Origin of the sequence: Mycobacteroides sp. PCS013, assembly GCF_049532645.1 — a bacterium.
Classification (GTDB): Bacteria; Actinomycetota; Actinomycetes; order Mycobacteriales; family Mycobacteriaceae; genus Mycobacterium; species Mycobacterium gwanakae.
The window spans coordinates 1,563,272-1,587,575 of record NZ_CP150131.1 but is presented as its reverse complement, the minus strand read 5'-3'; the positions used below and the strand labels follow the sequence as shown (position 1 = coordinate 1,587,575).

Sequence of the window (24,304 nt, the reverse complement as noted above, 5' to 3'; positions counted from 1 at the left end):
TCAGAGACCCAGCTGGGCCTTGGCGAGGATGTTGCGTTGAATCTCGTTGGAACCGGCGTAAATTGATCCAGCCCGATCATTGAAATAGTGCAGCGGTGCCACCGCCTGCCATAGCTCACCGCTGTGGTACCCATCGGCGGGAGGGGTGTACTCGACCACCGGGCCGCCCGGCTTCGTGACATGGGGCTGATACACACGACCACGTGGACCGGCGGCCTCCAGCGTGAGCGTGGTCAACGCTTGAGAAAGTTCGGTGCCAAGGATTTTCAGCATCGACGAGGCCGTGCCGGGGTTACCGCCACCGGCGACAACCGCGAGCACGCGGTGCTCAAGAACTTCCAACACGTCGACACGAATCGCGAGGTCGGCAAGCTTGGCGCGGAACAAGGGATCTGCTGCCAGGGTGCCGTTCTCGGTGGGTACTGATTGGGCTGCAGCGGTCAACTGATCGAGACCCACCTGCAGCATGGGTGCCACTGCCCCACCACCGCGCTCGAACTCGAGAAGATACTTCGCGACAGTCCACCCCTCGTCGATCTCACCGAGGACATTCGCTTTGGGCACTCGCACGTTGTCGAAGAAGACAACGTTCTGCACCTCCTCCCCCGAGCTCATCACCAGTGGCTTGACGTCGATTCCGGGCGAGGTGAAGTCGATGAGGATGAAGGTGATACCGAGCTGCTTCTTTGGGCCTTTGGTGGTGCGAACGAGGGCAAACATCCAATTCGCCTCGCGTGCATGGGTTGTCCAGATCTTGGAGCCGTTGAGGATGAAGTCGTCACCATCGGCGACGGCCGACATCTGCAACGACGCCAGGTCCGAGCCGGATTCCGGTTCGCTGTATCCCTGACAGAAGAACACCTCGCCAGTCAGGATGCGGGGCAGGAAGAAGTCTTTCTGCTCCTGGGTGCCGAACTTGACGATAGCGTGCGCAACCATCCGAATACCCATGGGCGACAGGGCCGGCGCCCCGGCGATCATCGACTCGACCGCGAAGATGTAATGCTGCGCAACGGTCCAGGGCTGACCACCGTACTTCACCGGCCAGGCCGGCGCGGCCCACCCCTTCTCATGCAGGATCGCCTGCCATTGCAGGCTCGCCTCATGGTCGCTGTACACACTCGTTTGCAGGCGCCCGGCCGAACGCAGGTCCTCCGTGAGGCTCTCTTCCAGGAACTCCCGAACCTCGGTGCGGAATTGTTCTTCCTCTGCCGAGAAGGCCAGGTCCATGTGCACTCCGTTGCGTCGAGTCGGTGATGTGAAGGCGATGAATAGCATTAATCTGGATGCAAGCGCATTCAGATTAATGCGCGTCGGCTCCCCGGGCAACACCGGCTCCTGCAAGACTGGTCGGGTGTCATCCCCCGCCGGTCGCTCCTACAGCGGCCTACCTGCCGACGAACGCCTGGCCCGGCGTCGGCAGCAGCTGCTGGAGGCGGGGCTGGACATCCTCGGCGCCCCGGAAGGACCCGGCGACCTCACCCTGCGCGCGGTATGTCAGCGATCCGGCCTGGCGCAACGCTATTTCTACGAAAGCTTTGCCGACAAGGACGAATTCGCCGTCGCGATCTTCGATTGGGCAGTTGAGGGGCTTGCCTCGACGGTCGAGGCCGAAGTGGCCGCGGCACCACCGCGCCTGCAGGTCAGAGCAGGTATCACCAGCGTGGTGCGCGTCATCAACGCCGACCGGCGCATCGGACAGCTGCTGTACAGCCCCAGCCAGGTCAACCCGGTACTGGTCCGCAAGAGGTTCGAAGCCACCGCGATGTTCGTCTCGCTGTTCGCCCAGCACCTACGCGACTGGTTCCGTCGCGACGATCAGGGCAACCTGCCCGTGCTGGCCCATTTCATCATCGGGGGCGTGGGCCAGGCCGTCGCGGCGTGGCTGCATCAGGACGTCGCGGTCGGTGAGGACGAGCTGATCGAGCAGCTCGTCGAGATGCTGCTCGCCCACGGTCCCGAACGCTCCGCGCAACTCTGAATAGCCCCTGGATCGGTCCAATACCCGTACCCGGCGACGGTATTCTGAGTATTAACTGAGCTCGCCATGAGAGCTTCCTGATTTTCCCCTGCCTGATGTAGACAGTTCCTCTGAAACTGATATATGCATAGATAGCCATGAATTGGCATGCCGCGAAACGCGGCGGGACAGATTTGCTGGGTTTTCGACGTGCAGAGAGGCATGGATATGAACGTGTTGACGGCAGTGGGTTCGGCAATGACCCTCGGGATCGTGACACTGATCGGGGCGCCGGCCGCGGCGGCTGCACCGGAACCCCCACCGGTGTGTTACGCGAACCAGCCCAGTGTCAGCGCCACCGAGTTTGACCCGTGTCTGGCGCCGGGTGACATCGAGTACCAGCAAGGCGCCCATCAGCCGACCTACGACGGCGCCAATCCGTTGACGCCACCCGGTGTGAACCCGTTCGTGCCGGACGGCACCAATAAGAACAACGCCGGCTAGCGGGCTACGCGACGCGCCGGGCACACCTGCCAGACACGCGGAAAAGCTCTTGAGAACAGCGGCTCCGCGAGCCAAGGATGTAGGCGTGAATTACGGTGAGGTGCTTGAGAAGTTGGTCGCGTGGGCCGCTGAGACAGACGCCGTCCGGGCGGTCATTGTCACCGGATCCGGGGCCAACGGGGATGATCACGTCCTATCGGATCGCGATATCGAGCTGTATGCGCCCGATCCCGATGACCTGGCGGACGACGATTCTTGGTGGTCGGACTTGGGCGAGGTCCTCGTGGTCGAGCGCCTGGAAGACGACGACACTGGGTACCCGACCCGGCTGATCTACTACGCAGGCGGCAAGCTCGACTTCACCCTGGTGCCTGCCGAAGACCTGGCCACCGCGCGGCACGACAGACCCTTTCTGGTCCTTCTCGACAAAGACGATCTCGCGCCGGGCCCGGAGTCGGTGGGCGCGCCCGAGGGTGCGCTACCGGACGAGGAGGAGTTCGAGGAGTGTCTGCACTGGGGTTACGCCGCAGCGTTGATGTGTGCGAAAGCGATAGTGCGCGAGGAACTCTGGTCGGCCAAGCTACGTGACCAGGACCTCAAGGAGGAACTGCTGCGGGTCATCGAGTGGGATCACACCGCGAGACATGGCACCGCTCATGACACCAGATATCTCGGCTCCCGGATGAGCAGCTGGATGGACTCGGACATCCGCGAGGAGCTCAACGGGTGCTGGGGCCATTTCGATGCTGTCGACACCCTCGACGCCTTGCGACGGACGGTTGACCTGTTCGCACGCCTATCCGCGCGCACGGCCACCGCCCTCGGCTTCCCACCGTTCGATCACGAACGGCTGCAGCGCGAGATCGAGCGGATCCTGTCACTGCGCGTCTAGAAGGTTGTGGAAGTTCGGCACCAGGACACCTCATGATGGAGGGCATGGAATCCTCCCGCGTCGATCGTTGGCTGTGGGCGGTCCGGTTGACAAAAACCAGGCCGGACGCCGCCGCGGCATGCCGAGGCGGACATGTGCGAATCAACGATCGACCGGCGAAGCCGTCGACGACCGTGTCCCCCGGCGACGAGGTTCGCGCTCGGGTCGGTGACACCACGCGAGTCGTGAAGGTGGTGCGGGTAATCCAGAAACGGGTTGGCGCCGTCGATGCGGTGACCTGCTATCTCGACCGAACACCTGCACAGCCCGCTGTCCCACAGGTACTGGTCGCCGCGCGTGATCGTGGTGCCGGGCGGCCGACCAAACGGGACCGGCGAGTGCTCGACAAGTGGCTTGCGGGTCGGGAATGAACCGTCAGTAAACGTCGCGCACGTACCGATGGTTCTTGATGAGATCGTTGACGTACGCATGGGCACCAGTGGCGTCCATCCCCCCGCAGCGAGCAACGATCTCATGCAAGGTGGCGTCTACGTCCTTGGCCATATGGTCGGCGTCGCCACACACATACAGGTACGCACCATCCTGCAACCAGGCGAACAACTCCGTCGCGTTCTCCGACATGCAGTGCTGGACATACCGTTTCGGTTCCCCCTCAGCCCCGTCACGGGAGAACGCGAGATCGAGGCGGGTCAGCGCGCCCGAATCCACGAAGCCCTGTAGTTCCTCCCCATAGAGGAAACTAGCGGCGCGACGCCGGTCCCCGAAGAACAGCCATGAACGCCCCGAGGCGCCCGTGGCCTGCCGCTCCTGCAGGAAACCGCGGAACGGAGCGATACCGGTGCCCGGACCGACCATGATGATGGGTACGTCGGCCGCCGGTAGCCGGAACGTGTGGTTGGGGCGCAGATGCACCCGCATCGTCTGTCCACGTTCTGCCAGGAAGGTCGATGCCACTCCGCCATAGGTGCGTTCGGCATCGGTGTACCGGATGGTCGCCACGGTCAAGTGCACGCTGTCGGGATGGATGAGAGGACTCGAGGCGATGGAGTAGTCGCGGAACTGAAGCGGCCGCAGGTTGTCCACTAGCTCGTCAACAGTCAACTCCCCCAACCTGATCAGATCGAGGACGTCTTTCCCGTACAACCAGGAACCCGGCGCGGGCACGACATCGCCGCCCAGGGCCGCGACAGCGTCAGTGTCATCTGTTCGGGTAGCCACCAGACTGCGAAGGGTGCGTGAGGGAGTACGGATCTCCAGGTGATCTGAGAGCAGCTCACCAAGGGGCTCGTCGTGACCGGTCACCCGATGATCGGCGTCTACGCCGAGTTCGGCAAGTATCGCCGCGACAAGGGCGGGGTCGTTGCTCGCGTGCACGGCAATCGAATCACCTGCCTCATAGGAGATTCCGGAGCCAGTGAGGTCCACTTCATAGTGGCGCACTTCTTTGTCGGATTCGGTGGTGGTGAGCAGCCGGTTGACGAGCAATCGGGCCTCGACAGGTTCGTTGCGGTCGCGTTTGGGCTGTGTGGGGGTCTCGGTCACGGCTGCCGGCGTGGAGGCATCGCTCTGGCCCGCGGACAGGCGCTTGACGAGGTCGGTGGTCCATTCCTTCGAGGGCTGCAGATACGGCCCGTCCACATCGACGCGGTCGGTGAGCTTCACCGCGCCGAGCGCCTCCAAACGTTGATCGAGCAGCAGACCCGCGTTGCAGAAGAACTCGTAACTGCTGTCACCCAGCGCCAGCACCGCGTAACTCAGGTGCTCCAGCCGGCCTGCCGCCTCGGCGCTGATCGCCTCCCAGAAAAGCAGTGCGTTGTCGGTGAACTCGCCATCGCCGAATGTCGACACCACCGCGACGAAATGCGATGCCGACTGCAAGTCCGCGACATCAATCTGGTTGAGCTCGATCGCCTCGGATTTGATTCCGGTGGCCTCTTCCAGGGCCTCGGAGAACGACATCGCAGCGTCCTCGGCGTTGCCCATATCGGTGCCATAGCCGACGATCAACGAAAAATCCGGCTGGGCGGTCACAGCACTCCCTCACTCGCGCGCGCGGGGCTGCTCCCCAGCGCTGGGTGAGGGCGACCTTACTTTGACGCGCAACGCCGTGGGGATCTCCCCCTCTCTTTTCCCGGTACCGCACCTCTGACCGGCTAACATCCGAAGGTGGCCTGGCTGGATACCTGGTGGCAGTACGACGTGGTGGACGGTTACAAAGGTCCCCTGCTACTCGGCTTCGTGGCGTTCGTGGTGACCTTCGTGGTGACGCGCACGATTACCCGGCTCATCCGTGACGGGCGGGGCCCGTTTCACAACATCTCCGGTGGCGGCGTCCACATCCACCATTCCGTGCCGGGCGTGATCCTGTTGATCGTCGGAGGGTTCACGGCACTCGGCTCGCCGCCGTTGTCGGTGTGGACATACCTCGCCGGTCTACTGGTGGGGATCGGCGCATCGCTGGTGCTCGACGAGTTCGCGATGATCTTCCATCTGGAGGACGTCTACTGGTCCAACGAAGGTCAGCTTTCGGTCGATATGGTCACGCTTGCCACCGCCTGCATCGGTCTGGCCGCGGTCGGTGTCTCGCCGCTGAATGTGGATGGCCTGACCGGCGTCATCGCTATCGCTCGCGGGGTCGCGGTGATGCTGCTGCTGGTACACCTGGGGCTGGTGGCACTCACCGCCCTCAAAGGCAAGTACCCCACCGCGATGATCGGCATTTTCATCGCCCCCATCGCCTGGTGGGCGGCGGTTCGCCTGGCCCGCCCGACATCCCCGTGGGCGCGGTGGCGCTACTCGCCGGAGAAGCTCGAACGAGCGCGACAGCGGGCCCTGGTGTTCGACCGCCGGTGGGGTCCGGTACGCCGGCGATGGCTCGACGCTATCGGTGGGACACCAACCCCCGAGCTCCCTCACCCACCTACAGACTCGCGGACCCGCTGAGCGACCTCGGCGAGTGTTCCTTCCGTGTGCACCGGTGTGCCCCATCGCGGGTTGACCTCGAGCTGCACCCAGCTGGTGCAGCCGACATGCCCGTTGTCACGGGGAATTCTCACAGGCGTGACCAACGGGTACGCACGCACCACCAAGACTGTCAGCCGGTGTTTGGGCCGGAAATCCACGCGGTCCTCACGAATGGATTCGGCTGTCCAGATATGCAGCGACGCAATCTCTTCGAGCGCCTCGGGCCGAGTGACCTCGATTGCGGCGACAACCTCGGCCCCGGCTCGCACCACTACGTCGGTTTCGGTGCTATCGGCGGCGGCACGCTCGAGTACGTCATGGTGTTCGGGTCGCACCCGTTCGGCGTGGCCATGCACGATCGTCGGGAAGAGCAGGAACCGGGAATCGGCAAGCGTGAAACGCTTCTCGTGAATTCCGCCCTTGCGCAGCAGAATCTGCTGTCGGCCGTCGAGCAGCGCATGCACAGCCGCGCTCCATTCCTTCAGCGCGGTAGTCACATGTCGAGACTACGGCCGCGGTGTCACCAGCACCGGGCAAGCAGCCTTGTGAATCAGCGCATGGCTGGTGGATCCGAGGAAGAATCCCGCGACGTCACCGCGGCCGCGGCTTCCTGTGACGATCAACTGCGCGCCCTCGGATGCGCGGAGCAGGACGTCGGCGGGATGCCCGATCGCGAGAACGCGCCGGACCGGTACGTCCGGATGCTTCTCCTGCCAGCCGGATAGACGCTCGGCAAGAATCTGTTCCTGGCGCCGTTCCTCTGTGGTCGAATCGACGGCGCTCCACGCGGTGTAGGCGTAGACGTACCCCGGCGGAATGTTGTTCCAGACATGCACCGCCACCAGCTCGGCGTGTCGCATCGAGGCCTCCTCGAACGCCCACGCAAGCGCGCCGTCGCTGGAATCGGAATCGGCGACTCCCACGACAACCGGCCCTGCAGGTCCCGCCGCTTCTCTCACCACGACAACCGGGCTGTGCCCCTTCGCGGTCAGCGATACCGATACCGAGCCGGCCATCATGCCGGTGAATCCGCCGAGCCCGCTGGACCCGAGCACCGTCATGACAGCGTTTCGGGACAACTCCACGAGGATCGCGACGGGCTTACCCGTCGCCTTGACCGTGGACACTTCGACATTCGGGAACAGTGCGTAGACATGGTCCTTGGCCTGACTGAGGAACTCGGCGCCATCGGTGTCCAGGTGATCAAAGAAGCTCGCCGACGCCCCCAGGTTGTAGCCCTGCCCGAAGCTGCTGTGATCGACGGCGTGCACCAGCGTCAGCGGCAGATTCCGCTGCTGGGCCTCGGCACCTGCCCACGTCAGGGCATGGAGCGCCGATGTCGATCCGTCGACACCGACAAGAATGTGGGGGTTGGGTGTCGTGGTGGTCATGGCTCCTCCGATGCGATAGGGCGGCTCTGCTCCTCCTCCCCGACACTATTGACCGCCCGGCGCGGCAGCCATGGGCCAAAATCCCTACTGCCAGTGACTTTCGGCCATACAAAAGTGGGCTTCATCACGTCATCGACGTGTCATTCGTGTTGGCAGAGCTTCCATTTGGAGCTCACCAGCCGGTAGATAGCATGACTAAGGACTCTCGTGATCCTGCTAGCGTTGTGCGTAACGGAATCTCGCCGACCGTCGATATGGACGTCGGGGGAACTGGTGGAAGGTAGACGAGAATGCCCTTGACGGCGAAGTTGATTGTTGGTTCTGGCGCGATGGCATTGTCGCTGGTTGCAGGCGGTGGAATCGCGTCCGCCGACCCGGATGTGACCGCCATCGTCAACACCACATGCACATACCCGCAGATCATGGCGGCACTGAACGAGCAGTCGCCCGCGGCGGCACAGCAGGTGAACGCGAATCCGATCGCCGGTGCCTGGCTGCAGCAGTTCGTGGCGTCGCCCAAGGTGAAGCGCCAGCAGATGGTCAACGAGGTACGGGGCATGCCGGCCGTTCAGGAGTACACCGTCCTGATCAACCAGGTCGCCAACTCCTGCAATAACTACTGAGCGGCGATTTTCCCGCCGCTGCCCCATAATGGGAAGTGGCGGCCGGTCCATCGAAGCGTCGGCACGCTTGCTAGGCCTGATCCTCGGTGTGACGTATATCCCGCCGACTATCAGACCTCATCGACTTAGGCTAGGCTTGGTTTAACTGACCCCAGGAGGCCGGGGAACCGGCGTCTGCCAGGTCGCGACCATGCCGAGCGCTGGTCAGGGCGGGTTCGCTCAACGAACGAGAAACCCAACGTCACACGCTGGATACGCCGTGCGCGGCGCTGGGTGAGGAGAATCGGCTGAACGGGCTGTATGACCAGAGCCAGGAGAAAAATAGCTGCGGTGTCGGCTTCCTGACCCGTAAAGACGGCATCCAGACACACGATGTCGTGCGCAAGCTCCATGAGGCACTCTGCGCCGTGCCGCACCGAGGAGGAATGTCTTCCGAGGGCGTTGGTGACGGCGCCGGCGTGAACATGGACCTGTCCTTGCGCTTCTTCTCCGAACTGACCGGCGATCCCGACTTGCTGCCGGGCGAGTTCGGGGTGGGCAACTTCTTCTTGCCCACCGATCCGGCATTCCACCCCGAGGCCGAGTCGGTCATCGAACAGGCCCTGCGGGCACAGGGATTCACTATCCTGCTCACACGGGATGTGCCGGTGGACAACGGGGCGATTCGCCCTGCCGCCGTGAAATACCAGCTGCCGATTCGGCAATGGATATTCCGTTCAGATTCCGAGCGCAAGACACATGAGGCGCTCATGGCGATCGAGGCCGTGGCCTACACGCGCCCGGAACTGCTTGGGCTCTACCCACTCTCGCTCAGCACGCACACTCAAGTCCTCAAAGGGCGCCTGAACTCCAACGAAGTGGTGCCGTACTTCAGCGACCTGTCCGATCCGCGGATGGAAGTGCACTCGATGTTCTTCCACACCAGGTTCTCCACCAACACCGCACCGAATGCGACCATGGCTCAGCCGTTCCGGCTGATGGCGCACAACGGTGAGCTCAACACGGACAAGAAGAATCGCTTGTCCGAGAATGCGATCGCACTGGCCCGTAACCGGGCCATTATTCGCCCGGTGGGGCAATCGGACAGTTGCCGACTGGATCAAACCCTGCAAAGCCGGGTGCTTGAGGACGATCTCGACCTCGTCACCGCCGTCGTTGCGATGATGCCGCCCGCATGGGAGAACGACACAACACTCTCGCCCGGTGTGACGGCGATGCTCGAATACTTCAGCCTCTACGAGGAGAAGAACGACGGCCCCGCCGCGCTGATCTTCGGGGACGGCAACATCATCGGTGCGCGCCTGGACCGGCTTGGGCTCAGACCACTACGCACGGTCGAGACCGCCGAGTACCTCGGAGTGATGTCCGAGGCAGGACAGATCTACTTTGACCCCGACACTGTGATCGAGCGCGGCCGCATCGAGGCCGGCGGCATGCGCTACTACGACCATGCCGAAGGCCGTTCCTACGGAACCATCGAGGCTCTCGAAAAGCTTGCCGCGCGCCATGATTACCCCACCATGCTGGCGCAGGCCCGCGTGAACATCGCGGACCTACCCCACGTGCCCCCGGCGGGCCAGGGCTCGCCGGCACGATACGACGGCGACCTCGACCGTCACCAGCGATACGTGGCGTACTCACTCAACCAGGAAAGCTTCAAGTTCCTGATGGATCCGATGCTGGCGACCGGTCAGGAGAAGATTTCCGCGATGGGCTACGGCGCAGCCATCAACGCCCTCTCCAATCAGGAAGGTGGCGTTGCGAAATACTTCTCGCAGCGGTTCGCCCAGGTGACCAACCCACCACTGGATTCCATCCGCGAGGCGGATGGAATGACCTTGCGTGTTGCGCTCGGCGCAAAGCCCAACAGCGGGGCTCAGCCCGCACCGCAGATCGTGGTCCCCTCCCCCATCCTGACCCATCTCGACATGCTCAAGATCCGCGAGCAGCAGGGCACCCCGGTCCGGCGTTTCGGGATGCGCTATCGCATCGAGCTCTCCGACCCGGCATCAAACGCCGATCGGATCGTGCAGGCCATCGATGAACTATGCGATGCGGTAGAGCAATTCGCGCGGGAGTCCGGCGGCATTGCGGTGATCTCCGACCGCCATGTCTCCAGTGATCGCGCGGCAATGCCCCTCATCATCGTCATCTCCGCCATCAATCAGCGGCTGATCGAAGAGGGCCTGCGGCTGCGTGTTTCGTTGATCGCCGAGAGCGGACAACTGTGTTCCTCGCACCACGTGGCCGCCGTGCTGGGATTCGGCGCGTCGGCGGTGTACCCGCTGGCCGTGCAGATGCGGGCCGAGGAGAAGTACGGGGCCGATGCCGACAAGGCGTTCAAACATTTCGCCAAGGCGGCCGAGAAGTCACTGATGAAGACGATGGGCCGCGTGGGCCTATGTACCGTCGAGAGTTACATCGGCGGCGAGTTCTTCGAACCGAACTACCTCGATACCTCTGATCCGGTGTTGCACAGGTACTTCCCCAATGTCGTGTCACCGGTCGCCGGTGTCGGTTTCTCCACTCTCGCAACGGCTGTCGCCGACTGGCATGCGCGTGCACTGGCGGTGACCGGCGAGAAAGACGTTCCGCTGCTGGGGCTGTTCAAGGAGCGAGCCGAGGGCGCGGGCCACTCGTACGGCACCACGGCGGTACGCGGATTCGTCGACATGACCGAGGAAGCCATCTCGTTCGGGGACGAAGCGCGCCCGGAAAACCCCGACATGGCCGACCCGACCTACCTGAGGCTGCTGCCACTGCACCAACTCGAGGGTGCGTTCGGGCTGGACGACGGCGCCTACCGCAACAACAGCTTTGACGAGCTGCCCACGCGCGCTGTCGATAGTTTCGATATCACCCCGGGCTACCGCAGTTTTGTCCGGGCTATGAACACGGAACGCACCCGGCGCCCGGCGGCGCTTCGAGACGTGCTGGCGCTGCCCGCCGATGTGAATTTCGTGCGTACCGCCAACGAGTTCCGCAGGGAAATGGGGCAATTCGCCCGGTTCGGAAACAACGACTTTCAGGTGCGTGGCCTGTCCTGCCGGGAATCCGATGGCAAGTTCGTGCTGCGACTCTCACACACCCACGAGCGGCTCGCGGCGCTGGCAGCCTCGCTTCGGGTCCGGTTCGGCGCTGACATCACCAGCCAGGAGATCATCGGCGACGAGCTGCATCTGAAGGCGACCGGCCAAGCGGCGAGCTACCTGACGAAGATCAGGACGGCTCCGGATTCGGTTTCCCTGTCCTCAGTGCAACCGGCCAGTGAAATCACCCCCACGCTGACATCGGGAGCCATGAGCCACGGCGCGTTGGTGGCGCCGGCGCACGAGGCCGTGGCCCACGGAACCAACTTGGTTGGTGGACTCTCCAACTGCGGCGAGGGCGGCGAACACATCAGCCGTTACGGCACCATTCGCGGCTCCCGTATCAAGCAGTTCGCCTCCGGGCGCTTCGGAGTGTGGGCGGGATACCTTGCCGACCCGATGCTCCAGGAGCTGGAGATCAAGATCGGGCAGGGCGCCAAACCCGGTGAAGGCGGCCAGCTTCCAGCGCCGAAGGTAACCGTCCAGATCGCCGCGGCGCGCGGAGGAACTCCGGGTGTCGAACTCGTCTCTCCTCCGCCCCATCACGACACGTACTCGATCGAGGACCTCGCGCAGCTGATCCACGATTGCAAGGCAGCCCGTGTCCGGGTGATCGTGAAACTGGTTTCTTCGGAGGGCATCGGCACTATTGCCGTGGGTGTTGCCAAGGCCGGCGCCGATGTCATCAATGTCGCGGGCAACACCGGTGGCACTGGCGCGGCGGCCGTGACAAGCCTCAAGTATGCGGGCCGCTCGGCGGAAATCGGTGTGGCCGAGGTGCATCAGGCTTTGTGCGCCAATGGAATCCGGCAGAAGGTTGTGCTCCGCTGCTCGGGCGCGCATCAGACCGCCAGCGACGTCATCAAGTCAGCGCTGCTGGGGGCGGACAGTTTCGAGTTCGGGACCACCGCCCTGATGATGCTCAAGTGCGTCATGGCCAAGAACTGCAACATCAAATGTCCGGCCGGGCTGACGACCAACGCCGAGCTCTTCGAAGGTGACCCTCGGGCACTTGCCCAGTATCTGCTGAACATCGCGCACGAAGTGCGGGAGCTACTGGCGACGCTCGGCCTGCGGACGCTGCGTGAAGCGCGTGGTCGCAGCGACCTCCTGCATCTGCTGGATCACCCGTCGAGCATCGGCACCCTCGATCTGCGCCGCATGCTTGCCGTGGCAGAGGAATTCGTCGTCCAGAATCCGGTGTACATGGAGAAGGACTACTCGGTGGACGATGCGTTCAGCGAGCAGCTCGACCTCGACGGCACGGTACCGCCACCCAGACAGCTGACCAACCAGAACAAGAGCGTCGGCGGACAGCTCGCGATCGATATCGAGCGGATGCTCAACTATCAAGGGGCAGAAGGATCCGCGGTCGCCGTTGACGAACGTGGCCGTCGTTACTTGCTACCCGAGAGCGTCTCGATCACCACAACGGGCTCGGCAGGCCAGAGCTACGGCGTGTTCTGCAACGACGGCATGATGCTGATGCACACGGGCACCTGCAACGATGGAGTCGGTAAGAGCGCCTGCGGCGGCACGATCACCGTGCGCTCACCCGGCGGTGGTTCGGAGGCGCCGGGCGGCAACGTCCTGATCGGAAACTTCGCCCTCTTCGGTGCTTCGGGGGGACGCCTGTTCGTAGAAGGCCAGGCCGGGGACCGATTCGCGGTTCGGAACTCGGGTGCAACGGCAGTGGTCGAGGGCGTCGGCGAATTCCTTTGTGAATACATGACCAATGGTGCCGTGCTCAACATCGGCGGATTCGGCAAGGGCGTGGCGAACGGGATGAGCGGCGGCTTCCTGTACCAGTACGACCCGCACGGCGAACTGCCCTCGAAGGTCAGCAGCGACTCGGTGCTGGTACTGCCCGTGACCGATGCCCCGTTCCACGAGGCCGCAGCCCGCATCCTGCTGCAATGGCATGTGGCGGCCACCGGGTCAGTCAGAGGCCAAGCCCTGCTTGATGATTGGCAGAGCACCCGAGAGCACCTGGTCTACACGATGTCGCGGGCGCTGTTGCAGTACCAGGATTCCGACGCCATTCTGCAAGGCAAGACACGCAAGGAACTGCTGGACGAATTGGCCGCCGCCCTGGCCGGCTACCAAGTACACAAGTTCAAGCTGTCCTACCGCAGCCAGCGCGATGTCCTCGAAGGATCGGTGCCCGCATACGGCGACACCGATACCGAAGGGATGTACGCGCTGCTGAACACCTACACGGTGCTGAATATGGCCCAGCAGCTCGCGCTGTCCAGGATGCCGAACGTCACGGACGTCACCGACCCCCGGATCGGCAAGGCAGTGCGCAATCTCGTACTCACCGAGGACTTCTTCTTAATCCAGAAGCTGCAGAAGTATGCACGTGAGGCGATCGACGGGCATAGCGATGAGGACCTGGCCGTGCTGATCGCGGACAAGCGCCTCAACGATTACAAGGAGGCGCTGAGCCAACGCAACGTCTTGTCCATGGACAGCCCGGGAACCTACGGCTGGATCCTGTACCAGAGCAACAAAAACCGGGACAAGATCGGCCGTCTGCCTTCCTTCGAAGAACTGTTCGCACATCAAGCGTTACCTGTTGTCGCCCTGTCCGGACCGTCCCTCCAGACCACGTGAAGAAGCCATGAAGATCGCCTACATTCCCGAAGACGCCCCATTCAACGAGGACCAGCGCGCCTGGCTCTCCGGCTTCCTGGCGGGGCTGCACTCCCGTCTCGCCATGAACCTGGCAGCGCCACCGCCGGCGGCCTCCGGGGACCTGGAAGCTCCCCGCCCGCCGCTGCGCATCCTGTACGGCACCCAGACCGGTAATGCCGAAATCGTCGCGGGCGACGCTGCCGCCGCGGCCAAGGCTCAGGGATTCGACGTGACGGTCAGCGGCCTCGAGGAGATAGCGCTCGATCAGTTCGCCGGACTGAAATACGTCCTCATCGTCACGTCCACCTATGGCGAGGGCGAGATGCCCGATAACGCCGAACTGTTCTGGGAAGCACTGTCTTCAACACTGGCACCCCGTCTCGAAGGGGTGTCCTACGGTGTGCTCGCCCTCGGCGACACCAGTTACGACGGTTTCTGCCAGGCCGGCAAGCTCATCGACACCCGTCTCGAACAACTCGGTGCGAGTCGGGTGGTCGGTCGTGCCGACTGCGACATCGACTACGAGGCGCAGGCCGCGGAATGGGTCCAGGGCGCGGTCGCGAGCCTGGTCACCCTGGCTGGGGCCAGCGGCACCCCTGGAACTCCCCCGCCGAGCACCGTGGTGCGCTCCGGATGGACCCGCAAGAATCCGTTCCCCGCGGAGGTACGGGTCAACCGGCTGCTCTCACGCGCGGGCTCTGACAAGGAGATCCGGCACTTCGAGTTCGCGCTCGCGGACAGCGGGATCACCTACGAGGCGGGCGACGCACTCGCGGTCATCGCGGAGAACGATCCGGCACTGGTAGGTGCGATCGCGGATCACTTCCGTGTCTCTACAGAGACCCTGGTAGACGGTGAGCCCCTGGGTGAACTGCTGGGCACCCGCTACGAGATCAGCGCCCCGTCGCGAGACTTGCTGAGCGAGGTGGAAAGCCGCGCGGAGAGCGAGGAGTTCTCGCATGCACTCCGGGGCGGGGTCAAGGAGGTGCTGGATACCTGGCTGTACGGCAAGGACATCCTTGACATCCTGCGCATCGGCGGGGATGCACTGAGCCTGGAAGAGTTCATGGGACTGCTCAAACCGCTGCAGCACCGCGCCTACTCGATCTCTTCCAGCTCACTGGCTCACCCAGAGCGCATCCATTTGACGGTCGCCAGCGTGCGGTACCAGAGCCTGGGCCGTGAACGCGGCGGGGTGTGTTCCACCTTCTTGGCAGATCGTGGCAGTAATGCCCGTATCTTCTTGCAACCCAACAAGTCCTTCCGGGTCCCGAGTGATGACGATGCGCCGATGATCATGGTCGGCCCCGGCACCGGCGTGGCGCCGTTCCGCGCGTTCCTGCAGGAACGTGAGCAGCGCGGCGCCAGCGGCCGCAACTGGCTGTTCTTCGGTGACCAGCACCGTGAACACGACTACATCTACGAGCACGAGCTCGACGGGTGGCACACCTCCGGCCTTCTCACCCGGCTCGACCTGGCCTTCTCGCGTGATCAGGCAGAGAAGATCTACGTGCAGACGCGGATGCGCGAGCATGGCCAGGATCTGTTCGCATGGCTCCAAGATGGCGGGCACTTCTACGTGTGTGGCGATGCCACGCGCATGGCCAAGGATGTGGACAAGGCGCTGCACGAGATCGTCGGTGAGCACGGCGGATTCAGCTCCGATGAGGCGTCCGAATACGTCAACACCCTCAAGCGGGAAAAGCGGTACGTCCGCGATGTGTACTGACGGCCGGCGCTGCGAACACTGCCCCGCCCGACGAATCGTGGCGGGGCCCAACGCCATTGCCGAAGCACTCCCCGCCCTTGGCACGGTGGTGGCCGTGACCGCCAACGATGCCGCCCTGATCAGCCACACCGGCGAGTACCTGGAACCCGCCTTTCCCGGCGAGGCACTGTGCTGCGACGACGAGTACATCGCCCTGCGGCTCAACCCTGCACTCCTCCGCGATGCCTTCCTGGCACCGCGAGCGCTGACGATGGTCGCCGAGACCGGCACGCACCGCGCCTACCTGACCCCGCTTTCGGACCGGCTGACGATCAGCGCCCTCGAGCTGGCACCGGCAGCGGCCCCCGAAGCGTTCCCCGTCACCGATTGGTCCGACGTCAATTGGCATGACACCGATCAGCTCACCCACCTCGACGCACTCACCCCCGGGCGTTACCGCGTGCTTCCGTTCACCGGCGCCCGCAAGATCGATTCGCAGGTCATCCCCCATCTGCTGGCTCACATCGTGGACGTGGACATGCCGTTCACGATCGCGGTTCCCGGTGGCGGCTGCGTGCAGCTGCACCGTGGCCACGCCGCGATGGTCGAACAGGCCGGCGCACATATCGCCGTCATCTTCGGAGCCTCGAGGTACGCCATGGATCCGGTGTTCATCGCCGAGTCCTGGGTGACACATGCGCACGGTACTCAGGGCCTGACATCGTCGGTCGAGCTCTACGACCACAGCCATCGGTGCGTCACGACCATCACGCAAACCGGTCCGATCACGGCCCGGCTTCATCAGGCGTGGGAACACATGATCGCTTCGTTGCCGGACGCCGCCTGACCTCCACCCGCCTCGCGGTTCGGCACTCATCTCACGGCGGATAGCCGGCGAAGTGTGAACAGATTGAGATGTCCCGGTGAATTGGGGGCAGCGTCCGGGAAATTGTGCGGCCCTAGCGTGTGCGCATGAAAGCGACACCCGGAGGCAACATGGGCGGTGAACCGTGAGCGGCCTGATCAAGGTCGTCGATCCGATCCTTCCGGGTCGGAGCGCGGATCTGCGTCAGGCGCAGTACTACCAGGATGTCCTCGGCGAGCTACGTGCGGTGGCCCTGCGCGAACTCGACGACCATGTGGCATCCCTGGAGCGCAGAAGACAGAGCGGCAAGCCATCGAGCCTCTCGCGCCTGCACCGGCTCGTCGGTGCCAAACGCGCCGAGCTGGCCGCACTGGATCAGTTGCTCGTGGCGCTCAGTGATCGATTCGGAGATCACTCCACCTTGTCAGCCGGGTAGGACTGCCCGACGATACGACCGGCCCGGATGTCCGTCGGACAGATGGGGACCGCGGCCGCCGAGATGCTCGCGCAGGCTGAGCCTTTCCCGCCGATACGGCACCCGGCCACGGCGCCGGAGCTCGGGCACCACGAAACGGGCGAAATCGACGAAGGTCCCGGGTGTGGTCACATACGCGACGTTGAACCCGTCGACATCGGCAGCATCGACCCAGTGTTCCAGTTCGTCAGCGATGTCGGCGGCAGCACCGACGAGAACCGGCCCACGCCCGCCGATCCCGATTTCCTGCGCCAGCTCACCCACCGTCCAGGTACGGCTCGGATCCTTGGTAAACGAGGCCAGCGCGGAACGGTTGGCGTCGGTCTGGACATGCCGCAGCGCCTCGTCTGCCCCGAGCCCAGCCAGATCAACTCCCGTCCAGCCACCGAATAAAGCCAGTGCACCTGCGGGGCTGACATATTGGCGGTAATCATGCAGCTTGGCGATCGCCAGATCCCGCGTCTCGGCGACGATCGGCGTCACCATGGTGAAAACCTTGATGGCCCGCGGGTCGCGGCCCAATCCCGCTGCGGCCTCACGCAAGGCCCGCACCGGTCCTCGCACGACCTGCGGCGTCGGACCCGATACGAACACCGCTTCGGCGTGAGCCGCCGCGAATTGAACTCCCCGCGCCGAGGCACCCGCCTGGAACAGCACCGGTGTGCGCTGCGGCGAGGGTTCGCACAGAAATGGCCCGGGAACGGTGAAATACCTTCCCTGGTGCGCGATGTCATGGACCTTGGCCGGGTCGGTGAAGACACCCCGCGCCCTGTCATGCACCACGGCACCGTCCTCCCACGAACCTTCCCATAGCTTGTAACAGACCTGGAGATACTCGTCGGCGATGTCGTAGCGCCGGTCATGCGGTATTTGGGAGTCCAGTCCCAAATTCCTTGCTGCACTGTCTAAATACGATGTGACAATGTTCCATGCCACCCGCCCCTCGGTGAGATGATCGAGCGTCGAGAGGCGGCGGGCCAAGGCATACGGCTGCTCGTAGGTGAGTGACAACGTGATCCCGAATCCCAATGTCTCGGTCACCGCCGCCATCGCCGATACGGCCAACGACGGGTCATTGACCGGGAATTGCGCCGCATCGACCACGGCCGCATCGCGCGAAGCTCCGTACACGTCATACGCACCCAGCACATCGGCGAGGAACAACAGGTCAAAACCGCCGGTCTCGAGCGACCGGGCGAGTTCAGTCCAATAGCTCAAGGTCCGGTATCGGTGTCCCTGATCCTCGGGATGTCGCCACAGGCCCGGTGATTGGTGGCCGACACATGCCATGTCGAAGGCATTGAGGTAGATCCGGCTCATCGAGAGACTCCGATCTTGTCTCGATAGGTTTCACGGGCGGCATGTGCGGAGGCGAACGTGAGTGCGGCCAGCACCAGGTGGTAGACGACGATGAGCCATGGGTTGCCGTGGTTGACGGCCAGCAGGGCTGCGGCGATCAGCGGGGCGAATCCACCGGATAGCACCGCACCGATCTGATAGCCCAGAGACGCCCCGCTGTAGCGGACCCGGGTGTCGAACAGCTCGGCGAACCATGCGGCCTGGGGACCATACATGGCGTCGTGAACAACGTTGATCCCGAAGATGATTGAGAGCACCACGAGAACCGTCGACCCGCTTCCGGCCGCCAGGAAGAACAGCGTCAACGCCACCGGTCCGGCCACCGCCCCGAACAGGTAAAGCGGACGTCGGCCGATCCTGTCGGAGAGTGCCGACCACGCCGGCGTACTCACGATGCCGATCGCCGAAGCGATCAACACGGCAGTCAACCCGACTTGACTGTCCTTCCCGAACACGTCTTGCAGGTAGGTCAACGAGTAGGTGGTCAGCAGTACGAACAAGGCGATCTGGGACAGCCGTAAGCCGATGGTCAACAGCACATTACGGGGCTGCGTGCGCACGACTTCCACGACAGGCAGCCGGGCGAGCTCGCCTCGTTCACGCAGCCGCCGGAAGTCCGCTGAGTCACTCAGCCGCAATCTGATCGCCAGGCCGACGGCCACCAAGATGACGCTGCTCAAGAACGGGATGCGCCAGCCCCAGGCAAGAAACACGTCCGGCCCGGTGAGCATTCGAGTGAGACCGAATACGCCGGTAGCCAAGAGCATTCCCGCTGGCGAGCCCAACTGGGTGAAGCTGCCGAACAGACCCCGATGGCCGGGCGGGGCGTGTTCAACCGACAGCAGGGCGGCGCCACCCCATTCCGCTCCGGCCGCGAGCCCCTGCAACACCCGTAGCGTCGCCAGTGCGCTCGGTGCGAAAACGCCCGCCTCGGCATAGGTCGGCAGTGCGCCGATCAGCGCGGTGGCAACGCCCATGAGGAGCAGCGCCCCAACGAGAACGGCCTTGCGCCCCAGCCGGTCACCCAGGTGTCCGGCGATGACGGCTCCCACGGGGCGCGCACCGAACCCCGCGGCGTAGGTTGCGAACGAGGCCAGCGTGCCGGCTGTCGAGGAGACGGTCGGGAAGAACAAAGGCCTCAGGACAAGTGCCGCAGCCGTCGCGTAGAGGTAGAAGTCGTACCACTCGATGGTGGTGCCGACCATGCAGCTCAGCGCAACGGTACGGGCGCCGGGACCACCACTCTGGGCCGGTCCACCCGCGTGAACGGCAGGCGCCGCACTGGTGGTAGTCACGTGACGCCACGGTGCATGACCGGATCGCCGGTGGGAACCTTTGTGCTCGGCGGGATTTCTGCCGTACGGCTAGTGGCTCCCGGCCCGCATATCGGGCTGTGAATCCTCTAGCGGGGTAAGGATTGTCGCGAGCCAGGTGACCGTCAGCGTGGTGGAGGCGAGCGCAGCCAGCAGCGTCCACATCAACGGATCGGAACCGTCCGCCGTCTGATGCCACCACAGCGCGGCCAGACTTGTCACCGCGCTCAGCGCCGCGGTGTACGCCGCCGCGCAGCACCACCGGAAGTGCCTCCGGCGCAGAGCTACGAGCGAAACAAGGCATGCCACCAGAAACATGATGGACGTCCCCGGCACCACGGCATCGACATGCAGCGACGGGCTGGCCTGGGCGCCGAGGTTTGACCAGCGACTTGCCGCGGCCACGCCCAGGACGATGGCCGCCACCAGCGCGGTCCAGCGTCGCGGCCTGCTCATCCAGACGTCCTCAAGCACACCGCGCTCGATCGCGCGCAGCGTGTCCTCAAGTCCAACGTCGTCGTGGCGCTGCGTCCTCACTCAATGCCTCCCAAATTCGAACATCTCTGAGACTAGAGGTCGGATGCGGTGGCGCGGGAGTTCCGTACCACTTGTCGTACTGCTACTTTCCGGCGGTGGACCTCTTCACCCACACCTGGGCAGCTCTGCGTGCCGCTGTCGCCGATCTGCCGGACCAGGCATTTACCCAGCCGTCCGGCTGCGCGGGCTGGCTCGTGCGCGATCTGGTGTGCCATCTGATCATCGACGCCCAGGACGTGCTGATAACCCTGGCAACCCCCAGCGAGGAACCACCGACGCGCGATGCGCTGACCTACTGGGAAGTCCTCGGTGCGCCCCCTGCCGGTGACGACGCCCTCGATGCGCTGATCGTCAGGTTGGCCGCCGCCTACCAGGAGCCGGGCCTGCTCACCTTTCACCTGGATGACCTGGGCGCCGCGGCCGGGCGCGCCGCGCTCCTCGCCCATCGCGACCAGTGCGTCGCCACCAAGGGACAGGTCCTCACCGTGGGCGATTATCTGGATGCCTACGTCCTGGAATGGACATTGCATCATCTCGACCTTGTCGCGCATCTGCCCGACGCGGCAGCCCCACCCGCCGCCGGGCTTTCGCGTGCGCGTCAGATGGTGGAGCAGATCGCCGGATACAAGATCCCCGCGGCACTGACGGATGCCGACGCCCTGGTGATCGGAACGGGGCGCCGCACCCCAACCGCCGCACAAACCGCAGCCTTGGGAGCCGACGGGAACAGAATTCCCGTCTTTCTCGGCTAAGTCACGAGCGTGCTTCCCCTACGCGCAGTTCAGGGTGACATAGGCGATCTTGTAGTCAGGGGCTTCCCCATCGCGGGCGGGCGCCGGCCTGATATCGCTCTTGTGCTGGTGCCGAACCGGGGTTTGGGTCAGGATCGAGCGAACCGTGCAGTCCTCGATGTCCCGCCCGCCCGTCTTGGTGACGATGACGCGGTACCCCTCCGAGGTGAGCATGTCGATGACCCCCTGGGCGCCCCCGACGGCGGCCGGGCCCGCGGCGGCCAGCGGGGATTGCGTAAGGAATACCGCCGTGCTCGCCGCCACGGCGACTAACCCGGCCGAGGACACCGCCCTGACGAGCGCTTTGGCACTGTGAACTGTGCATTCGGTGATCATGTGACGGTGCTCCTCTCGGGTTGAATCCACCATATGACACATTGTGTCCTTCGGTACACATCGTTTCATGTGGTGTGGAGCACATCTAGACAGGCGGACCATTTCTCGGAGGTCGCGGCTAGCATTGGGACATGACAACGCAGTTTGACGCCGTCATCGTCGGGGCCGGTTTCGGCGGGATGGGCGCGGCGATCCAGCTCAAGGAGCTGGGCCTGACCAACCTTGCGATCCTGGATCGCGAGGACGATTTGGGCGGTACCTGGCACGTCAACCACTACCCCGGCCTGGCTGTCGACATCCCTTCGGCGACCTATTCGTACTCCTTCGAGCCCAATCCCTACTGGTCGCGGTTATTCGCGCCGGGTTCCGAACTCAAGCAGTACGCCGCCCACGTGGCCGAGAAGCACGACCTGCGCAAGTACATGCGGTTCAACACCCCGGTATCGGGTGCGCGCTGGGACGAGGAGGGCCAACACTGGGTTGTGGCCACCGAGTCCGGTGAGACCCTCACCGGTAAATATCTTCTGACAGCCACCGGATACCTGTCTCAGCCCAAGATGCCCGATATTGCGGGTATTGAGTCCTTCGCCGGCAAGGTCATCCACACCACCAAGTGGGATAACAGTTATCGGGCCGCGGGCCACAAGATCGGCCTGATCGGCACCGGCGCCACCGCCGTTCAGCTCATCCCTGAGCTGGCCAAGGACGCGCAGCACCTGACCGTGTACCAGCGCACCCCGATCTGGGTCGTACCCAAGGCCGACGCGAAGGTCCCCGGTGTGATCAAGAAGCTTTTCGCGAAGGTGCCACGTACCCAAAAGATCGCTCGCACAGTGGGTTCGGCGATCCTTGAAGTGATCATGGTGGGCGGAGTACTGCATTTCCGTCAGTTCCGGCAGGCCAACAACGGGGCCGCGATGCTGGCCAAGGCGCATTTGTTCGCGCAGGTGCGCGATCGCGAGCTGCGCCGCAAGCTGACACCCGACTACGACTTCGGTTGCAAGCGGCCGACATTCTCGAACACGTACTTCCGGGCCTTCAGCAAGAAGAACGTCAGCCTTGAGACGGCATCGATCGAGCGGATCGAGCCCGATGGCATCGTCACCGCAGACGGTCGCAAGACGGTCATCGACACCTTGGTCCTGGCCACCGGTTTCAATCTGTGGGAATCGGCCTTCCCCGCGTTCGAGGTAGTCGGTCGTGAGGACTACAACCTCGGAAAATTCTGGCGGGACAATCGATTCCAGGCGTTCGAAGGTATCGCGGTGCCCAAGTTCCCGAATCTGCTGACACTCAACGGGCCCTACTCCTACAGCGGGTTGTCCTACTTCGACACCATCGAGTCCCAGATGCGGCACATCAAGCGGCTCTTTGGCGAGATGGCTCGCACCGGCACCGAAACCTTCGAGGTCACCGACGAGGCCAACACCGAGTTCCTGAACCGCATGGTCGGCAACCTGGACAATTCGGTGTTCTATCTCGGCAGCTGCCAGACGGCACGAAGCTACTACTTCAACCAGCACGGTGAGGCCGCACTGCTGCGCCCGACATCCACGGCCAGCGCGTACAAGGAGCAGGAGTCATTCCCGCTGGAGGCCTACCAGCTGGCCTAGCCGGTTCTGGGTGGGTTAGCCGAGTACGCAGTCGCCGCATACCGCGGAACGGTCGTCGGTGAGCTGATAGATCAGACAGCAACTGCGCCGCCGGAAATCAGGTCCTGCACGCTGGGTGCCGTCGTCGATGCGCGGGTCGCGAAGGTAGGTGTCGGCGACTTCGCGGGCGGCGTCGGTCAGTTCGGGTCGCGACGAGGCGATGAGGCGCGCGGCGCTGTTCACGGCCGATCCGACGTTTCCCCAGAGGACGCGGTCGCTTACCCCCGCGTGTTCGATGACGCCCTCGGTGATCGATTCCACTACCGACCCGGTGATGGTGTAGTCCTCCCCCATCCGCATGACCACGGAAAGCGGAAACGGACCGCCGAGCTCGTCCTGCCACCACAACTCATGTGGCTGCTGCGAGATCCGCGGTTCGTCGCATGCCGCTGCGGCGACCGTTGGCGCCAGGATGCGGGCGACCAAACCAAGATGAGCCACCGAGCCCGCTACCCGCGGATCGATGTCGGCGGGGCTCACCGCTATCCGCGCGGCGAGATTGCTTCGGACGCGCTCAATCCGATCCGCCAATGCGTGTGATCCGTCGGTCAACTCCGCCACAGGCCGCCACGGCGGGATCGGCGCGTCACCGGTGTCATGGGTCTCGACGGCGAAAAAGGGCCCAAAAGCCGACACCTCAACCGCGCTCACACGCCGATGATGCCATCAGCCCGATCAAGATCACGCGCGGGCGAGGCATTGGGTTTAGGTTACTTGCGTCCGGTACATCCAGGGGCAGTGCGCACGAAAGGTGTCGTTGGTGGCTGAGCAGGTCGGGGACCTCACTACGGTCAATTTCGAATACCACTACTCGTATCCGGCCCACCAGGTGTGGTCGATTCTTGTGTCACCGCAGTTGTTCGGGCAGTGGGTCAAAGATTTCGGGCCGACCAAATACGAGACGGGACTCGCGTTCTCGTTTAGCGTCTTCCCGTTCGTGGGAAGCGGATTCGTCGGAGAGATCGACGGCCGATTCACCGAGGTTGTCGACGACGAGCTGTTGGCCTACCGGATGACCACCCGCGACGGATCGATCACCATCGACTCACGCTGGACCCTGAACCCGAATGCAGACGGAACCCGGCTATCTGTCGAGGCGACCGGATTCAACCCGAATGACCACGACCAGATGCGGTTCAGGCAGCTGTGTCTGGTGGGCTGGCCTGCTGTGCTGGAACGGATTGAGGTCTTTCTGCGCGAGCAGTGAT

At 63.9% G+C, this 24,304-nt stretch carries 22 protein-coding genes; 13 read left to right on the top strand and 9 right to left on the bottom strand.

The annotated features are described in order from the left end of the window. Positions 1-1,230, bottom strand: coding sequence for an acyl-CoA dehydrogenase family protein (locus RHO23_RS07685; RefSeq protein WP_070941153.1), 1,230 nt, complete (start codon positions 1,228-1,230; stop codon positions 1-3). Between the two features lie 124 nt (positions 1,231-1,354). Between RHO23_RS07685 and RHO23_RS07680 the strand changes: the two genes are divergently transcribed. From RHO23_RS07680 to RHO23_RS07665, 4 genes are all read left to right on the top strand, one after another. After that, positions 1,355-1,981 carry a TetR/AcrR family transcriptional regulator gene (locus RHO23_RS07680; protein WP_044105676.1) on the top strand — a complete coding sequence of 209 codons (627 nt, stop codon included), beginning with the start codon at positions 1,355-1,357 and terminating at the stop codon, positions 1,979-1,981. A 207-nt stretch (positions 1,982-2,188) separates the two neighbouring features. Then, positions 2,189-2,464 carry a hypothetical protein gene (locus tag RHO23_RS07675; protein WP_057967782.1) on the top strand — a complete coding sequence of 92 codons (276 nt, stop codon included), beginning with the start codon at positions 2,189-2,191 and terminating at the stop codon, positions 2,462-2,464. Between the two features lie 85 nt (positions 2,465-2,549). Then, positions 2,550-3,356 carry an aminoglycoside 6-adenylyltransferase gene (locus RHO23_RS07670; protein WP_070940980.1) on the top strand — a complete coding sequence of 269 codons (807 nt, stop codon included), beginning with the start codon at positions 2,550-2,552 and terminating at the stop codon, positions 3,354-3,356. Between the two features lie 44 nt (positions 3,357-3,400). Beyond that, positions 3,401-3,766, top strand: coding sequence for an RNA-binding S4 domain-containing protein (locus RHO23_RS07665; protein WP_070919895.1), 366 nt, complete (start codon positions 3,401-3,403; stop codon positions 3,764-3,766). Between the two features lie 4 nt (positions 3,767-3,770). On the opposite strand, the gene RHO23_RS07660 is transcribed toward RHO23_RS07665, so the two are convergent. Then, positions 3,771-5,387, bottom strand: a complete 1,617-nt coding sequence (locus RHO23_RS07660) for a diflavin oxidoreductase (RefSeq protein ID WP_423488880.1) — start codon at positions 5,385-5,387, stop codon at positions 3,771-3,773. A gap of 135 nt (positions 5,388-5,522) precedes the next feature. On the opposite strand from RHO23_RS07660, the gene RHO23_RS07655 reads away from it, so the two are divergent. Further along, positions 5,523-6,299: a hypothetical protein gene (locus tag RHO23_RS07655; protein WP_070940978.1), complete on the top strand. Its 777-nt coding sequence runs from the start codon at positions 5,523-5,525 to the stop codon at positions 6,297-6,299. On the opposite strand, the gene RHO23_RS07650 is transcribed toward RHO23_RS07655, so the two are convergent. Both RHO23_RS07650 and RHO23_RS07645 read right to left on the bottom strand, forming a co-directional pair. Next, complete coding sequence (locus tag RHO23_RS07650) at positions 6,269-6,817, bottom strand: DUF1802 family protein (RefSeq protein ID WP_070940977.1); 549 nt, start codon at positions 6,815-6,817, stop codon at positions 6,269-6,271. The two genes, RHO23_RS07655 and RHO23_RS07650, sit on opposite strands and share 31 nt — an antisense overlap. Positions 6,818-6,826: 9 nt before the next feature. Continuing rightward, positions 6,827-7,711 carry a universal stress protein gene (locus tag RHO23_RS07645; protein ID WP_070940976.1) on the bottom strand — a complete coding sequence of 295 codons (885 nt, stop codon included), beginning with the start codon at positions 7,709-7,711 and terminating at the stop codon, positions 6,827-6,829. Between the two features lie 290 nt (positions 7,712-8,001). Here RHO23_RS07645 and RHO23_RS07640 point away from each other — a divergent pair, with 290 nt between their 5' ends. The 5 genes from RHO23_RS07640 to RHO23_RS07620 all read left to right on the top strand — a co-directional run bounded on the left by RHO23_RS07640 (position 8,002) and on the right by RHO23_RS07620 (position 17,069). Beyond that, a complete protein-coding gene (locus tag RHO23_RS07640; protein ID WP_057967759.1) occupies positions 8,002-8,334 on the top strand; it encodes a hemophore-related protein in 333 nt (110 codons plus the stop codon). Between the two features lie 287 nt (positions 8,335-8,621). Next, the gene (locus tag RHO23_RS07635) at positions 8,622-14,039 is read left to right on the top strand and encodes a glutamate synthase-related protein (RefSeq protein ID WP_423489191.1); all 5,418 of its coding nucleotides are present in this window, start codon (positions 8,622-8,624) and stop codon (positions 14,037-14,039) included. A gap of 7 nt (positions 14,040-14,046) precedes the next feature. Next, positions 14,047-15,789 (top strand): diflavin oxidoreductase, encoded by a 1,743-nt coding sequence (locus RHO23_RS07630; protein ID WP_064408789.1) that lies wholly within the window; start codon positions 14,047-14,049, stop codon positions 15,787-15,789. Beyond that, the gene (locus RHO23_RS07625; protein WP_423488879.1) at positions 15,779-16,615 is read left to right on the top strand and encodes a hypothetical protein; all 837 of its coding nucleotides are present in this window, start codon (positions 15,779-15,781) and stop codon (positions 16,613-16,615) included. The genes RHO23_RS07630 and RHO23_RS07625 overlap by 11 nt, the downstream gene beginning before the upstream one ends. A 163-nt stretch (positions 16,616-16,778) precedes the next feature. Continuing rightward, positions 16,779-17,069 (top strand): hypothetical protein, encoded by a 291-nt coding sequence (locus RHO23_RS07620; protein ID WP_030097887.1) that lies wholly within the window; start codon positions 16,779-16,781, stop codon positions 17,067-17,069. On the opposite strand, the gene RHO23_RS07615 is transcribed toward RHO23_RS07620, so the two are convergent. From RHO23_RS07615 to RHO23_RS07605, 3 genes are all read right to left on the bottom strand, one after another. Continuing rightward, positions 17,058-18,428, bottom strand: coding sequence for an LLM class flavin-dependent oxidoreductase (locus RHO23_RS07615; RefSeq protein WP_070940973.1), 1,371 nt, complete (start codon positions 18,426-18,428; stop codon positions 17,058-17,060). The two genes, RHO23_RS07620 and RHO23_RS07615, sit on opposite strands and share 12 nt — an antisense overlap. Next, complete coding sequence (locus RHO23_RS07610) at positions 18,425-19,672, bottom strand: MFS transporter (protein WP_423489190.1); 1,248 nt, start codon at positions 19,670-19,672, stop codon at positions 18,425-18,427. The genes RHO23_RS07615 and RHO23_RS07610 overlap by 4 nt, the downstream gene beginning before the upstream one ends. A gap of 159 nt (positions 19,673-19,831) precedes the next feature. After that, positions 19,832-20,317: a hypothetical protein gene (locus RHO23_RS07605; RefSeq protein ID WP_057966393.1), complete on the bottom strand. Its 486-nt coding sequence runs from the start codon at positions 20,315-20,317 to the stop codon at positions 19,832-19,834. A gap of 95 nt (positions 20,318-20,412) precedes the next feature. On the opposite strand from RHO23_RS07605, the gene RHO23_RS07600 reads away from it, so the two are divergent. Beyond that, positions 20,413-21,069 carry a maleylpyruvate isomerase N-terminal domain-containing protein gene (locus tag RHO23_RS07600; RefSeq protein ID WP_423488878.1) on the top strand — a complete coding sequence of 219 codons (657 nt, stop codon included), beginning with the start codon at positions 20,413-20,415 and terminating at the stop codon, positions 21,067-21,069. An 18-nt stretch (positions 21,070-21,087) separates the two neighbouring features. Here RHO23_RS07600 and RHO23_RS07595 read toward each other — a convergent pair whose 3' ends face one another. Next, a complete protein-coding gene (locus RHO23_RS07595; RefSeq protein WP_423488877.1) occupies positions 21,088-21,477 on the bottom strand; it encodes a hypothetical protein in 390 nt (129 codons plus the stop codon). A gap of 98 nt (positions 21,478-21,575) precedes the next feature. Between RHO23_RS07595 and RHO23_RS07590 the strand changes: the two genes are divergently transcribed. Continuing rightward, on the top strand, positions 21,576-23,057 hold the full coding sequence (locus RHO23_RS07590; protein ID WP_030097893.1) for a flavin-containing monooxygenase: 1,482 nt from the start codon (positions 21,576-21,578) through the stop codon (positions 23,055-23,057). Positions 23,058-23,072: 15 nt separating this feature from the next. On the opposite strand, the gene RHO23_RS07585 is transcribed toward RHO23_RS07590, so the two are convergent. After that, on the bottom strand, positions 23,073-23,747 hold the full coding sequence (locus tag RHO23_RS07585; RefSeq protein ID WP_423488876.1) for a (2Fe-2S)-binding protein: 675 nt from the start codon (positions 23,745-23,747) through the stop codon (positions 23,073-23,075). A gap of 109 nt (positions 23,748-23,856) precedes the next feature. Between RHO23_RS07585 and RHO23_RS07580 the strand changes: the two genes are divergently transcribed. Further along, positions 23,857-24,303, top strand: coding sequence for an SRPBCC family protein (locus RHO23_RS07580; RefSeq protein WP_070941152.1), 447 nt, complete (start codon positions 23,857-23,859; stop codon positions 24,301-24,303). Position 24,304: the final 1 nt, after the last annotated feature.